We start from the raw sequence: 14302 nt of genomic DNA on the forward strand, positions 1-14302 counted from the left end.
CAAAATCTATTACTTTATACCTTTTCCAATTCAACCATTAATCCGAACTAAAGAGGCTCATGTCAAGATACCTTTTTGCGAGTGTATCTCTCAAAAAATTTATGAGATTATATATAAGGTTGGCAGCACTGCCTTTTGTAAGCCTTTGCTGCGGCAAAAAGTTGTTATCCACAGTTCCAATCATTATCTTTTCATCTTTTAGTACTTTAACAGCATCCTTTGCCCAAACAGGAATGCTTTCATCATCAAGGTAGTCTGTCTGGGTGATTGGCTGGGTTACCTTTTTGTCAAAACCAAGCACCTTTGAAATGACAACAGCTGCCTCTGCCCTTGTTATATAGTCTTCCGGCTTGAAATACTCAGCACTTTTGCCTCTCATAAGCCCTGCCTTTGTAACTGCGTATATGTAGCCATAATACTTGTGATTGAGCGGCACATCCTTGTATATTGACTTTTTTTGCACTGTCCTTGGATTGTAATAGTTTGAATATATGTTAAGCGAATCCATCAAAAGCTTGGCAAACTGAGCACGGGTTATATACTCTGTGGGATTAAAATCTAAAGCACTGTCAAACCCTCCAAAAGCAAAGCAAGTGTTCACCGCATCCTCGTACTCATACCCTTTCACCTTTGGAAGAGTAGGTGCAATTGCCATCTTGATAACCGGGTTTTTCTCAACATTTTTTTCCACTTTACCCCTCTGTCTTATTGTCAAAACTTCACCTGTCTTTGTAAATGTCGGAAGGTCATACATAGCTATGAAATTACCTTCCACTTTAGACTTTAGAACGTATGTACCCGGAATACTTGATGGAAAATTATTCTGTTGAAATTCCAAAATGGTCTTCTGTACAAGAGCTATATTATAGTTGATGTTTGCAAACCATGAAGATGTTTCTATCCTCTGGGTTATTTTTTGAAACTCGCCAGATCCCCAGTACCCATCATACCCGTAGTTTTTACCTTCTATAGTAATCTTCAGTCCTTTATCATAAATCTTTTCAAGCGTCCACTGACCCTGAAAAAAGCTCACAGCCGGGTTTGCATCAACTGCAGTAGACTTTGAAAATGAATAGCTCTGAAGATTGTAAGTAGCACTGTCTACAGTAATGGTTTCTTTATAACCGCCAACAGTATACTCCTTTGTTATACTCCCATTTTGAAGCTTTGTCAAGGTACCTTTTAAACTTACAGTTCTTTTTACTGAGATTTTCCCAGAAGAATCTCTAAGGTCATAATTGTAAGAAAGAGTCTCATTATTTGCTGCCCTTTTTATCTTTGCATCCACAGTACCAAAAAGAAAAATAGGTTTTCCTGTTATAAATGTATATTCATAGTATTCAATCTTTGTCTTTTTTGGGTCAGGGTCTTTGTATGCTGAAATTCCACCTTCGTATCCCAAATATCCTTCTTCACAAAAAGCAACCTGCCAGCCAAAAATAAAAAGTACACACAAAAACATAATTACTGCTATTGGATATCTTTTGTTCAATTTTTAAACTTCCCCCTTTTTTGCAATAAAAGCTCTCAGTAATTTACAAGCACAATCGATGGCGTTAATACCGATTTTGAGATGTCAAAACTGCTCTGAGGAACAAGTAACAAAACCCTGTCGCCAAATTGTGGCATCTGAGCTGTTAAGTTCCCTCCTGCGTCTATCAAAACTGCTTGGGTGGTATCAAGGACAAAACTTTTATCAATTCTGTTCCATGTCTGAGTCATCATATCGTTGTACTGGGCATTTAGAATCTTCATGTCCTTGCCAACCACGCCTGTGACAATGTATCCACCAAAGCTTGTATCAATTATAACATTTGCGTATTTGCCATTATGAATGATATACACACTCTTGTTTTTCAGATTCAATATCTCTTTCGGACTGCCAAGTCCATATACATCACACATAACTGTCTGTGTATCATAAAAAAGAGTTAGCTTGCTCGGAACATATTGCCATCCTCTCTGACCATCTAAATAGACATAGTCTTTCACAGTGATGTATTCAAGCTCTGAAATGTCTTGTACCTGCCCTCGAACAAATATGGGTTTTGAAATACCTTCCTGTTGCTTTGCTAAAACAAGGCTTCCTTGGCTTGCAATACCAATTATTTCATCCCCAACTTTGAAACTTGCAGGGATCAAAAGCCCGTTTGCAACGGTGTACGTTTTGTTTCCTATTGAATACCTATTTCCAGATATCACCACCGAATTTGAAGATGTCATGCTCACCTCGCCCTGTATCTTGGTAAAAGAACCTCTTGATATTGCCACAATGGTGTCCAAAACCTCCTGTGAAAATCTTTCCTTTGTTACAACTACAACAGGTAAGTTTTGCAACTTAGAAAGTGGTGCAAGAGAGCTGCCATCTAAAATGAATTTCAAATCAGATGGAATCTGGAAAGAAAGCCATGTATACAGCGGTTCAAATGCGTTGTTTCTTAAAATCTGGATGTCAGAAAGATATAAAGCATTTCCATTGACCGTTCCTTTTGCGATGTAGATATTTTTTACATATTCATTCCCTGATATCTCTATTCTGCGGATGTACGCTGAGTTTCCAAAGAAGCTCCCTGTGAGCTTCACATACTGACCTGGCATAATATCCTTTAAAGCTGCAGAAATGCCATTTTTTACAATATCAACGTTGTCATTTATTTCATATGGTCCATATATTCTCCCATCGATATTGACAATTATTTTTTGTGGAAGACCGCTTGCAAGGCTTCTTACAACATTTTCAATCTTTGCAACCTTCTGCTGCAGGTTTGAACTTGCTGTGACTGTGCGCACAAAATCGCCGCTAAAATAGAGGAAAACAACATCGCCTGGTAAAAGGCTGTCTAAAGAAGCATTTTGACCATCCTTTTTCACTTTTAGCCCAAGCTTTTTTGAAAATCTGTAACTCTTTTTTTCACCTTGTTGGTTGTAAATCTCAAGATACCCCAAGTTTGAATCTACCTCGTGCAAAATACCGGAAACTATATCTTCAGATTTCTCATCATATGTGGTGCTGAGATACTGTACATACCCGCAAGCCGTACCTGCCAAAACTTTCATACCCTCATAAAAATCATTCTTTATAAGAACTCTTGAAAAATCACCTTTATCAATGTAGACTGTATCTGGTGAAAGAAGATACTCTGTTAGCTGTCCATTTTGACTGAGTACAATTCTGTCCTTTGTTATTCTTGAGATTATCCCCTGTACTCTTTCAATTTCAGGACTGTCAAGCGAAAGCAATGTTATGGCATCTGCTCTGTCTTTTTGGACTTTAACCTGTACAAGATTTCCTACATTCAATTCTGAAAAGTTTAAATTCTTTCCAGAGTTTGAATCATAAATTGTAGCTTTTGGACTTAAACTCAAATTGTAAACTTTGCCATCTGGAAGCTTTACCGAAAATATCATCTTTTTAGCATCAATTCTGGAGATTACACCCTTTATATTTTCCTGACCAGGCCTTTGCAAAATGCTGGCCAGCACAACCTCGTTTTTGCCATTTACATAAAAGGCTACATAGTCCCCTTTCTGAAGATAGGAAGAGCTCAAAAAATTACCATTTGCTATTACTCCAAAATCCTGTTTGCCAGGGTTGACTGTAATATTTATGCTATTGCCACTTTCATCCTCACACACCAAAATGGTTTTGCCACTGCTGAACTTCTGGATATCTTTTACCTCAAGCTTTACCTCTTTTAACCCATTTGCGCTCAGGATATTTGGTTTGAGACTCCCGAGGATAAATGCCAGCTCTTCATATGTTATGTAGTCGTCTGGATGAAGATATCCATCAGATCTTCCAACAAGAGCACCATTTTTCAAAAGAGTATTAATTGAACTTAAAAACTTACTGTCAATCCTGTCATAATCAGGGTAAGTTTTAGCCAAATTCTCATAAATAAAAGGTATTTTGAATGCCTTTACCACCCATAAGCAAACTTCCTGACGGGTAGCAGGAGCAGACCTTACAAATATCAAATCGTCATACGAATATGGTCTTCCTTCATACACAGCTTTTGCAATGGTATCATCATTTTTCTTTATCAGCTGCTGGGTCATCTTCTCATGTTCTTTTTCACTTGGCTGCACTTGAGATATCGCATCCTGATACTCTTTTTTGGACAAAATTTTCATATCATATGCAAGCTGAATATATCCAAGATAAAGATAGTTGTATGGCTTTACAAGCTTCTGACCTGATGGTCTTTTTAGTTCCAGCTTTTCAGCCCTCACAAAAGCATCCTGCTGTTTGCCAACGCTGTTTAAAATTACAGACAGCGCCTCTTCCTTTGACAGAATATCAGAAGGATTTATCTTTGCTTTTTCAACTGTATTGAAAAAGCCAAAAGCTGACAAAAACAAAAACGCTTCTCTCGACAAGGCATTTTGAGGCAAGTTCACAATTTGAGTATTTTTTGCCGTCTTGCTGTAGCTGCTGCTTGCTACATACTCCTGAGCAGCTTGGATATTTGCGGAAATTAACATCAAAAAAAACAAAATCAAAACTACCCAGCTTATTAATCTATATAAGGTTATTATTTTCATCTTATTTTTTATCATGCTAAAAATCCCCCGCTTTATTTTCGCTCAAAAATTTTGTCCTATAAGATATTATCGACAAAGCTTTCTTTTTTCTCAAGAGAAGATGCAAGCTCTTTAAGAAACTCTAAAAGCTCTGTAGCATTATTTATTCTGTTAATTTTATCTCTTATCTTAGCGGCATTCTCAATTCCTTTTACAAAAAAACTAAGGTGCTTTCTTGCTTCCAAGACTGCCATCTTATCGCCTTTTTCACTGCAAAGCTGCGTGAAAAACTCAATCGCAACCCTTATCTTCATATGAGGTAAAACCTTAGTTTCAACATACCCCTTTTCAAACCCTTCTTTGATCTGAAGAAACACCCAAGGGTTCCCAAGCGCCGCTCTTCCTATCATGATACTATCAGCTCTTGTTACTTCATACGCTTTTTTCGCCGACTCAAAATCTACTATATCTCCGTTCGCAATAACCGGAATTTTGAGCTTTTCTTTTACCTTTCTGATTATCTCCCAGTCAGCTTTCCCAGAGTACAGCTGAGCCCTTGTTCTTCCATGAACTGTCACAAAAGAGGCTCCGCTTTCTTGCAGGATGTACGCAAATTCAGGAGCATTAATATTTTCATCATCAAATCCCTTTCGAATTTTGACAGATACAGGTTTTCTACTTACCTTTGCAACCTCTTCGACTATCTTCGCAGCCAAAGAAGGGTTTTTCATCAGGGCACATCCTTCTCCGCTTCTCACAAGTTTCGGAACAGGACAGCCCATGTTTATGTCAATAAAATGGTATTCAAACTCATCCTGCAATATCTTTACAGACTGTGCCATAACTTCAGGGTCGTTACCAAAAATTTGAACACCTCTTATCTTCTCTTCCTCTGAAAATGAAATAAGATCTTTTGTTTTTGCGCTGCCAAGGACAAGTGCTTTGCTTGATATCATCTCTGTCACTGTAACATCTGCTCCAAATCTTGAGCAAAGCCTTCTGAAAACCTTGTCTGTAAACCCTGCCATGGGTGCTAAGAAAATTTTCCCTTTGATGTCAAGCATCTTTTATACTATCAGCTCCTTTTTTGTAAAAAATTTAGTACAGCACCTTTAAATTCTAAAAAATCAGATAAATTTTTTTCAATTATATTTTTGAGAATCTCAAGATTAATTGCTTGATAATCGTGTACTGCAATATTTCTAAAACCCACCATGGCTTTCAGTCTTTTGGCTAACTCTTCCGACACAACTTTATTTTTCTCCAACAAATCGAAAGCTTCTCTACAACTTTGCGGAACGCCAAACTTAAAAATTGCACACAAGTGCATTGCAATATCTATTGTCGCTTCTATAGCTCTTTGAAGATTTAAAATAATTGAGTCTTGTTTTGTGTAATTGAGAAGATTTTTAGGGTTATGCTCATATTCTTCGTCTATTCTCTTCAAACATCTTTCAATGACCTGTATCTTATTTGCAATTATATCATCTATTATCATTTTTCTCACCCTTTGAATATATACTCATCCCAAAAAAGCTTTTTAAAACAACATCTCTCTCCTCGTTTAAAAGTGCATATTCTTTCAAAGCCCTCATAAAAAATAAATTTTTTCTTTTCTCATCCTCGCAATATATGACCTCTCCTGTGCCAACAATCTGGGCTTTTAGTACAGTGGAAGCCTTTTTTAAATCAATCAAATCTATATCTCTGTTTAAACTATCCGCAATTTCTTGAGAAACCCAAAACCTCTCAACGTTTGATATTTCTTTATCAGAAAGATATGCAATGTCAATATCGCTATCTTTTCTAAAATTCCCCTTAACAAGAGAACCAAACAGAAGTATAAGCCAGGGCGATATTTCTCTTTTCAAAATATCCACAACTACCTTTTTTATTTCCTCCATGTTAATCTCAGGCATGCCTTTTTACCTTCTTTTTCTTTAAAAACTTCTTGTAGTAACCTACTCTTAACAATATTTTACCACACATCAAGCTTTATAAGCTCACTATTTTATCAAGACCCTCATTTTATGAATACCCCAGCAGCTTTCCAACAAAAACTAAAAACAGCATGTGCACGGGATAGAACCAGTAAAAAAAGTATTTATTGAGCCTGAATTCAAAGTCAACTGGAAGCATTCTTACAAAAAGTATCAGAACAACGCTCAAAATAGAATATACTTGAAGCTGCCAGCCTAACAGATATGAGGCAATCACTGTAAGAATGGAAAATCCCACAAGCTGCAAAATGGGTTTTTCATATAGAAAATAAAATATCAATACAGCTAAAACACCGTAGATTCCATAGTCCATTGAAACAAAGTATGATATTGCAAGTGGAACAATTACTAATACATACCATGATCTTTTGAAAAAATAAAGGCAAAGCGCTGCAAAAAAGAAGGTTGCAATGACATTAAGCTCCATATCTCCTGTCATAAGATAAAAAGGATACTGGGATATGATGGCAAATATTAAGAGTCTTTTTAAGTACCTTTTGTGGTCAGATGTGTGCCAGAACCCCACCGCCACTTGATAGGCAAAGATGGGAAAGGCAATGCGACCAATTATCCGCAGCAAGGGTTTTTGAGGAAAATATAAAAATCCTGTATGATCAATAAACATGGTTATGCTTGCTATGAGTTTTAATAAATCAGACTTTGACTTTGTAAGGTCTTTTGAATATACAGACACTACTTTTTCCAAAGCATATCTTCTCCTTCCATGAAAAATGTAGTGGTTGATTAATATATTTCTACCATGAGGGTTTAAAATCCTTTTAATTCTGAAATATTGAAAGCACTATTGCAACAATTTTGGGGCTACCCTCCATTTTCGGATAGCCCCTCGGTAAAACATATTTCTGAAAAATCTTTATGCCAAAATATCCTTATTTTTGTAATTCAACAATGCCGTTGCTATAGGAATAGTAAGATATACGGCAATTACCAATATGCTGAACCATGGGCTTATGAAACTAATACTTAATTGAACAGAAATATCATTAGTAATTATTTTAAAAGGATCAAGATAAGAATAAAGAAGTATCATAGTCAAATATTTAAGAACAGGGACTGCTTGTGAGATTGGTGAGACCAAAAAATAAATTCCATAAACCACGACAAAACTTAGAATATTTGCCAATGAATTGCTCTTGCAAAGAGTAGAAATAAATACGCTCAGTGCACAACATGCAGCAATTATTAGTGTCTGAAGTAAAAGGGCTAAAATTAAAAATTTCCCCAGTGTTATGATATATGAACTACCATATACAGGTACTACTGCTTCTCCAACCTTTTTATAAATTGTCCCAACTACTACTGGATATTTTAAGTTAGTAAAACCGTAAATTATTCCAGTTACTATATATACTAAAACTTCTGAGATCAAAATTAGCCCTTCGCTAACAATTAAAGCTGTTAAAAATTTTGACAAAACAATGCTGTTTCTTGGTATTGGTTGTGAGGCTAATATCCTTATAGTCTTCTGTGAAAATTCGTTTGACATTATATCTGAACTTATCACAAATACTATTAAAGGCATCATAAATATTATCATACCCAAAAAAAGTATCATTACACTAAAATTATTTAAATCTGTACGTTTAAGTGGCTTTAGATTGTGTAAAAGATAGTATTCGTTTTCTATAATTTCTTTTCGATAATTTTCTCTTGAGTCAGAAAAGCTCAAATCAAGAGCCTGGTTCATCTTGATTTTAAGTTCTTTTATTTCTTTTTTTAAATTTTCTCGCCAATTATTTGAATCACTTGCCAGAGCACTCTTCAACTGAGCAAGTTGCTGTTCAAGTTGATATATTTGCATATCAATCTTTTGCTTTTTCACTTCATCTTTTATTTTCGATTTTTCTTTTTGCAATTGACTAATTGTTTTTTGCAATGACCTTATTTCCTCTTCTGGCTGAACTGATTTAATATAAGCAATGCTTCCCCAAACACCCACTATCGCAGAAGCAATTATAATGAGCATAGCAATAAAAATCTTCTTCCTGTAAAAAAGTTTTATAAGCTCATTTTTTACAAGAGCTAACATTTTATACCCTCCTAATTCTGGTATATTTTTATATATTTGTCCTCGAGAGATTCTACTTTTTCATAAAAATCCTTTATATTAACTCCATTTTGAAAGAGGAAATTCATAAACGCTACCTTTTTACTTCCGTCAAGTTCTAACTCAATACTGTTTTCTTTTACTCCCAAAATTTTTACACCTTCAAAGCAAGATATTACTTCTGTAGTTTTTACCACCACATCATTTGTATTTCTGTCTTCATTTAATACCAGAACAAACTTCACATTTTCGATAAAACTTCTGTCTATGTTTTCAATCGTCTCTATCTTTCCTTCTTTAATAAACACCACTTTATCGCAAATTTCTTGAATCTCAAACAGATTGTGAGATGATATAAATATCGTTACCTTTTTATCATTTGCAAGGCTCTTCAAAAGGCTTCTTAACTCAATAATACCGCTCGGGTCAAGCCCATTTGTCGGCTCATCCAAGACAAGAAGTTTTGGGTCTGTCAAAATTGCCATCGCTAAAGCAAGCCTCTGTTTCATTCCAAGCGAATACTTTTTTGTCTTTTCTTTGAGAGCATAGTCAATACCAACAAGTTTTGCAACTTCAATTATTTTGGACTTTGGTATGTTTGAAATTCTTGTAAGCTGAGCTAAATTTTCATATCCTGTTAGATATTCATAAAGCTCGGGGTTTTCTATTATACTTCCAATAAACTTTAATGCCATTTCTCTTTCATGTACAATGTCATACCCAAAAATTTTAACCTGTCCACTATCTGGCTTTATAAGTCCTGTTATCATTTTAATTGTGGTGGTTTTACCAGCTCCATTTGGTCCCACAAACCCTACTATTCGGCCTTCTTCAATATCAAACGAAATTCCCTTTATCACCTCCTTTCTCCCAAATTTTTTGTAGACTGAAATTACCTCAAGAGCTTTTTTCACACTAAAACACCTCCAAATTTTTCTTCTTTTAGAAGTTTTTATATCTCAAGCTTTTTGTCAAAAAGCTTGATAGCTCCATATAAACATAAAAGGGCAAGCCCAACTATCAAGGCAACATTAATAAATTCTCTTAAAATTCTTGGAATGTGTGCAGAAAAGCTCTGATTTATGTTGATAAGTAAACCAATAATTAATAACAGGACGTATGCACTCAAAATATATTCGACGATGGACGTTATTTTATATAAAACATTTGGGAGAAATTCTCTCAGGAGTGTGAGATTGAAGATTATTAAAAAGTAAATTGCTGCAATTGCAAAAGAGATGTAGAACACAAAACTACAATTAATATCAATCAGTTTGTTTGTTTTTTGAGCTAATAGATTTTTTATAAACAAAATAATCTCACTTTTGTATCGCCTTCTTGCGAGATTTGTAATCATCTCGGATAAAAACACAACTATGAAGAAAAGAATTGTATCTGAAAATACTCTGATAAATTTAGTAAGAACAAATGTCTTACCATTTATCTTAGGTGATGCAAAAATTAAATATCTTTGCTGCGAGGCAATCTCACTTGCAAATGTTGAAAGATGATAAATACAGATACCTATCAAAAAAACAATGCAAAAATCTCCAAGTGACAATTCTCCAGAGACAAAGTCTTTCCAAAAAATATATACAGTCCAGTAAGTAATCCTAAAGCGAAATAATTTTTGAAGCTTTTTTTGTAATCAAAAAGGAGAAATTTAATAATCATTTAAAAGCGATAACCTCCTTTGCTACTAATATTTTCAAGTATCCAATCCTTTTTTCAGCATTTTCAAGTTAAATATAATCAATGCAGCAAATATCAAAAAATTTGTTAATAACATGCAGGTTAATTTTATAGAATCACTTAAATTGGTTCTTGCTATAAATTCAGATAAATTTATGTGAAAGTATGCAAGCAATATAAATACTAAGCTCATATATGAACCCCACTGAGAAAAGTTCTTTAATGTGTTCCAATAGACAATTCCTGTAAGATACCAAAAATATACTGCACTAAAAAAGACTATAGATATAACAATTAAATAAAAGTCAACGACATCAACTTTCTTTATCACCAAAGTGAGAAGAGAAATATATCTTTTCGGAGTCATAACAATAGCTCCAAGCAAGTTAAACCAAATCGAAAAAAGGAAAAGGTCTAAAATAAGATGCAAAATTTCTCCAAACAACAAGACCTCTGGTTTAAACTTCCAAGAAGACAAGAGCAAAAATCTTTCTGAACTTCTAAATATTTTGTTCCATCTTACAAGATGATACACTATTGCACTCATCAATGAAATAATCCACAATAGCCATAACACAGCTATTTTTGGCATTTCTTCAGGTTGAACTTTAACATTTTCTGAGTAATAGGCCCATACACCAATCAAAGTTGCACTGAATGTAAATAAAATATAGAAAAGTATTCCGCTTCTGTATTGATACTTTATAAACTTCGTTATCACTTTGTACCACCTTCCTTGAAAAATTGATTTACAGAAACTCCTGACTTTTCTCTTAAGTTTTCTGCCGAATCTATAAGTACAATCTTGCCATCTTTAAGAATGATAACCTCATCAAATATATGCTCAATTTCAGAGATAATATTGGTAGATACAATAACTGTCTTCTCTTCACTAAGATTGTCTAAAATCATATTAATCACTACATCTCTTGAGATTGGATCCACAAAAGCAAGTAGTTCGTCTAAAAGATATAGATTAACATTTCTTGAGAGCAAAAGTGCAATAGACAGCTTCTCAATGGTTCCTCTTGAAAAATCATGAATCTTCCCGTTTTCATTAATATTCAAAAACTCAAGCATATCCTTTGCCTTTTGAAAATCAAAATCATCAAAAAAGTCTGAAAAAAACTTTAGAGCATCCTTTACTTTCATCCACTTAGGAAAAATAATTGTATCTGGCAAAAATGCAACATATCTGCGTGTTTCAACCCCTACCTTTGTATTGTTTATAAGAACCTGCCCTGAAGTAGGTTTAGAAAAGCCTGCAATAATCTTCAAGAGTGTTGTTTTCCCAGCACCATTTTCCCCTAACAGTCCAACTATTTTGCCCCTATCTACTGAAAAACTAATATCATCCAGAACAATCTTCTTGTTATATCTCTTGCATAAATTCTTTACCTCAAGAAGCATAAGAATTCTACTCCTCCCCACTTAATTTTTTATTAAGAAGATTCAGGATTTCCTCTTGGTCATAGCCTATCTCTTTCATTGCCAAGATGAAGTCTTCTATAATCTTTTCAGCCATTTTTTCTTTTAAGTCTTGAATAAGTTTTGTATCAGACGTAACAAAATTCCCAATTCCTCTTTCTGTTTTTGCCAAACCTTCTCTTTCCAGCTCCTGAAAAACCCTCTGTGCTGTATTTGGATTAATATTAAACCTTTGTGCCATCTCCCTCACAGACGGAAGCTTTTCACCAGGCCTTATCTTGCCACTGACAATCTGTTTTTTTAGGTATTCCAGCACTTGAAGATAAATAGGAACATTAGGATTAAATTCAATCAAGCCTCTTCCCCCTGTATTGGTGTACTAATTAAATAATACACTAATACGATAAGATTGTCAATGGGATATTTTTAGTTTTTTTGTCCAACAAAAAATAAATTTCTAAAATGTTTAAAAGAATCTTCTCTTAAGGCAAGAACATTCTGGTATAATTTATAGAAAGAAGACCATTTTGAAGGTGTGATAAGATGAAAGAAGAACTGGTGCTTGTCCGCAACGAAACATTTAAAGACTTTCCCATTGGTAATTTCCCATTTGACCCTAATCACTCTGCCATGGGTGAATATCATTGTTATATTCCTGAAGGTTACCGTGGTAGATGGTACGACCCTGTTGTATATCATGGTTGGAACGGAAGTGGCCCTACCTGGATTGTGACAGAGGAAGATGGTAAAAAGTTTATGGAACAGACAAGGGTGCTCGCCGCCTTAAAGAATTTGTGGCCAATGCTTGTAACAGGAGATGAGTTTTGGCAAGACTATATAGTAGAGGCTCAAGTTAGGATGCTTTCAACCTTGCCTTCAGCCCATGCAGGAATGATGTTTAGATATGTACATGCACGCAGTTTTTATGCTCTTTTGCTTCATGACAAAAAGCTCAAACTTATCAAAAAAGACCAGGAAAATCTTGAAGTCTTGGCTTTCTGCAATTTCAATTATGATTGCGATACATTTTATAATCTAAAAGTGGAATGTTGTGGCAGCAAACTAATTGGATATGTAGACAACAAAAAGATGGTAGAAGCAATTGATAGCTCATATACAAGAGGAAAAATCGGGATTACAGCAACAATGCCTGCACAATTTACAGATGTCAGGGTGTTGATGAACCATCAAGCTTATAAAAATTATTTGATAGCAAAAAACAATTGGGTTCAAGTTGAAAAAAATCTTCAATGCGAGTATCCTCAGCCGGTATTATGGAAAATAATTGATTTTAAAAACTTTGGTGCAGGCAGGCAAATAAGATTTGGAAATTTACCAGAAAACAATCAGAAGTTTATGGTAATAGCCCAGCATCAAAAGCGGGTGCACAGAGATGCATACGCCAATATCAGCTGCCTTACCGCAATTGATTTAGATGGCAGAATTCTTTGGCAGATAGGTGAAGCATCTTCACAAAAAGACCATGCATATCTTACAGCTGACCTTCCTTTTCAGGTGTGCGATGTTGACCTTGACGGGGTTGATGAGGTAATTGTTGCAAGAAACTTTAAAATCATGATTTTAGACTCTCTTACAGGAAAAATAAAAAAGCAAATTCCTGCGCCCTTTTCTTATGAAACTGACAAACTGTACTCTGTGCCATTTGGCCAATATGCCTTTGATAGGGTCAATATTGACTCAATCAGAATTGCAAACCTAACTGGCAAATCTAAGCCAACAGATATAATTGTAAAAGATAGGTACAGCAGGCTTTGGGCATATGACAACAATCTTGATCTTCTGTGGAAGTTCAATGGCAAAAACACAGGACATTTTATGTTCACCAAAGACATTGATAATGATGGCAAAGAAGAGGTTGTTGTAGGTTATCATCTTTTAGACCATGATGGAAAGCTTATCTGGACTTTACCCATTGAATCTGACCACACTGATGAGATTGTAATAGGTCCAATTGACCCTGAGAGAAATGAAGATATCATTGCGATGGCATGTGGTGATGAAGGCTTTATACTCTCTGACCTTAAAGGCAATATTATAAAGCGACATTTAATAGGTCATGCTCAAAGAATAAGTGTTGGGAACTACCGACCTGATCTTAAAGGCTATGAGATATGCGTAACTACATACTGGGGATATCAAGGAATAATATACATCTTTGATTGTAAAGGGAATCTTCTGCATCAGTTCGAATCACCAGTACCTGGAAATATAATAACACCTGTCAACTGGACTGGGGACGGAAAAGATTTAATACTTCTGAGCGGTCATATTCAGTATGGTGGGCTGATTGATGGTTTTGGAAGAAGGGTTGTAACTTTCCCTGATGATGGTCATCCAATCCTTTGTGCAGATAGCATTGATTTGACAGGTGATGGCAGAGATGAGATATTGCTGTGGGACGAAAAGAAAATGTATATTTATACCCAGCAAGACAATGGCATTAAATCAGACGTGCTTGTTCCAAATAAATACCCTACTATAAATGGCTCAAACTATAGAGGAGAGTACTCTTTTTATAACATTTAAACTATAGTACTTATAAAATAAGGGACTGACGCTACTTATTACC

13 protein-coding genes are annotated in these 14302 nt (G+C 35.1%); 1 reads left to right on the forward strand and 12 read right to left on the reverse strand.

Annotation, left to right across the window (positions count from 1 at the left end):
• Positions 1-37: 37 nt before the first annotated feature.
• From ATHE_RS11790 to ATHE_RS11845, 12 genes are all read right to left on the reverse strand, one after another.
• Positions 38-1492 carry an S-layer homology domain-containing protein gene (locus ATHE_RS11790; protein ID WP_015908665.1) on the reverse strand — a complete coding sequence of 485 codons (1455 nt, stop codon included), beginning with the start codon at positions 1490-1492 and terminating at the stop codon, positions 38-40.
• A 35-nt stretch (positions 1493-1527) separates the two neighbouring features.
• Positions 1528-4560 carry an S-layer homology domain-containing protein gene (locus ATHE_RS11795; RefSeq protein ID WP_015908666.1) on the reverse strand — a complete coding sequence of 1011 codons (3033 nt, stop codon included), beginning with the start codon at positions 4558-4560 and terminating at the stop codon, positions 1528-1530.
• A gap of 41 nt (positions 4561-4601) precedes the next feature.
• A complete protein-coding gene (gene dusB, locus ATHE_RS11800; RefSeq protein ID WP_015908667.1) occupies positions 4602-5588 on the reverse strand; it encodes a tRNA dihydrouridine synthase DusB in 987 nt (328 codons plus the stop codon).
• Positions 5589-5599: 11 nt separating this feature from the next.
• The gene (gene hepT, locus ATHE_RS11805) at positions 5600-6022 is read right to left on the reverse strand and encodes a type VII toxin-antitoxin system HepT family RNase toxin (protein ID WP_015908668.1); all 423 of its coding nucleotides are present in this window, start codon (positions 6020-6022) and stop codon (positions 5600-5602) included.
• Positions 6009-6443, reverse strand: a complete 435-nt coding sequence (gene mntA / locus ATHE_RS11810) for a type VII toxin-antitoxin system MntA family adenylyltransferase antitoxin (protein ID WP_015908669.1) — start codon at positions 6441-6443, stop codon at positions 6009-6011. The genes hepT and mntA overlap by 14 nt, the downstream gene beginning before the upstream one ends.
• A gap of 109 nt (positions 6444-6552) precedes the next feature.
• On the reverse strand, positions 6553-7230 hold the full coding sequence (locus ATHE_RS11815; RefSeq protein ID WP_015908670.1) for a TraX family protein: 678 nt from the start codon (positions 7228-7230) through the stop codon (positions 6553-6555).
• Positions 7231-7398: 168 nt separating this feature from the next.
• A complete protein-coding gene (locus tag ATHE_RS11820; protein ID WP_015908671.1) occupies positions 7399-8574 on the reverse strand; it encodes an ABC transporter permease subunit in 1176 nt (391 codons plus the stop codon).
• Positions 8575-8585: 11 nt separating this feature from the next.
• Complete coding sequence (locus ATHE_RS11825; RefSeq protein WP_015908672.1) at positions 8586-9506, reverse strand: ABC transporter ATP-binding protein; 921 nt, start codon at positions 9504-9506, stop codon at positions 8586-8588.
• Positions 9507-9544: 38 nt separating this feature from the next.
• Positions 9545-10153, reverse strand: a complete 609-nt coding sequence (locus ATHE_RS11830) for a hypothetical protein (protein ID WP_143287404.1) — start codon at positions 10151-10153, stop codon at positions 9545-9547.
• A 147-nt stretch (positions 10154-10300) separates the two neighbouring features.
• Entirely contained in the window at positions 10301-11005 is a 705-nt protein-coding gene (locus tag ATHE_RS11835) for a hypothetical protein (protein WP_015908674.1), read from the reverse strand.
• Positions 11002-11694 carry an ABC transporter ATP-binding protein gene (locus ATHE_RS11840; RefSeq protein ID WP_015908675.1) on the reverse strand — a complete coding sequence of 231 codons (693 nt, stop codon included), beginning with the start codon at positions 11692-11694 and terminating at the stop codon, positions 11002-11004. Before ATHE_RS11840 ends, ATHE_RS11835 begins: the two co-directional genes overlap by 4 nt.
• A 7-nt stretch (positions 11695-11701) precedes the next feature.
• Positions 11702-12067, reverse strand: coding sequence for a GntR family transcriptional regulator (locus ATHE_RS11845; RefSeq protein WP_015908676.1), 366 nt, complete (start codon positions 12065-12067; stop codon positions 11702-11704).
• 188 nt (positions 12068-12255) lie between these two features.
• Here ATHE_RS11845 and ATHE_RS11850 point away from each other — a divergent pair, with 188 nt between their 5' ends.
• Positions 12256-14259: a rhamnogalacturonan lyase family protein gene (locus ATHE_RS11850; RefSeq protein WP_015908677.1), complete on the forward strand. Its 2004-nt coding sequence runs from the start codon at positions 12256-12258 to the stop codon at positions 14257-14259.
• The last annotated feature ends 43 nt before the right edge of the window (positions 14260-14302 follow it).

The organism is Caldicellulosiruptor bescii DSM 6725, from assembly GCF_000022325.1.
Lineage (GTDB): Bacteria > Bacillota > Thermoanaerobacteria > Caldicellulosiruptorales > Caldicellulosiruptoraceae > Caldicellulosiruptor > Caldicellulosiruptor bescii.

Coding starts and splice junctions, on each gene's coding strand:
- ATHE_RS11795 (WP_015908666.1), bottom strand. CDS start 4,560: ATGATAAAAAATAAGATGAAAATAATAACCTTATATAGATTAATAAGC.
- dusB (WP_015908667.1), bottom strand. CDS start 5,588: ATGCTTGACATCAAAGGGAAAATTTTCTTAGCACCCATGGCAGGGTTT.
- hepT (WP_015908668.1), bottom strand. CDS start 6,022: ATGATAATAGATGATATAATTGCAAATAAGATACAGGTCATTGAAAGA.
- mntA (WP_015908669.1), bottom strand. CDS start 6,443: ATGCCTGAGATTAACATGGAGGAAATAAAAAAGGTAGTTGTGGATATT.
- ATHE_RS11820 (WP_015908671.1), bottom strand. CDS start 8,574: ATGTTAGCTCTTGTAAAAAATGAGCTTATAAAACTTTTTTACAGGAAG.
- ATHE_RS11840 (WP_015908675.1), bottom strand. CDS start 11,694: ATGCTTCTTGAGGTAAAGAATTTATGCAAGAGATATAACAAGAAGATT.
- ATHE_RS11850 (WP_015908677.1), top strand. CDS start 12,256: ATGAAAGAAGAACTGGTGCTTGTCCGCAACGAAACATTTAAAGACTTT.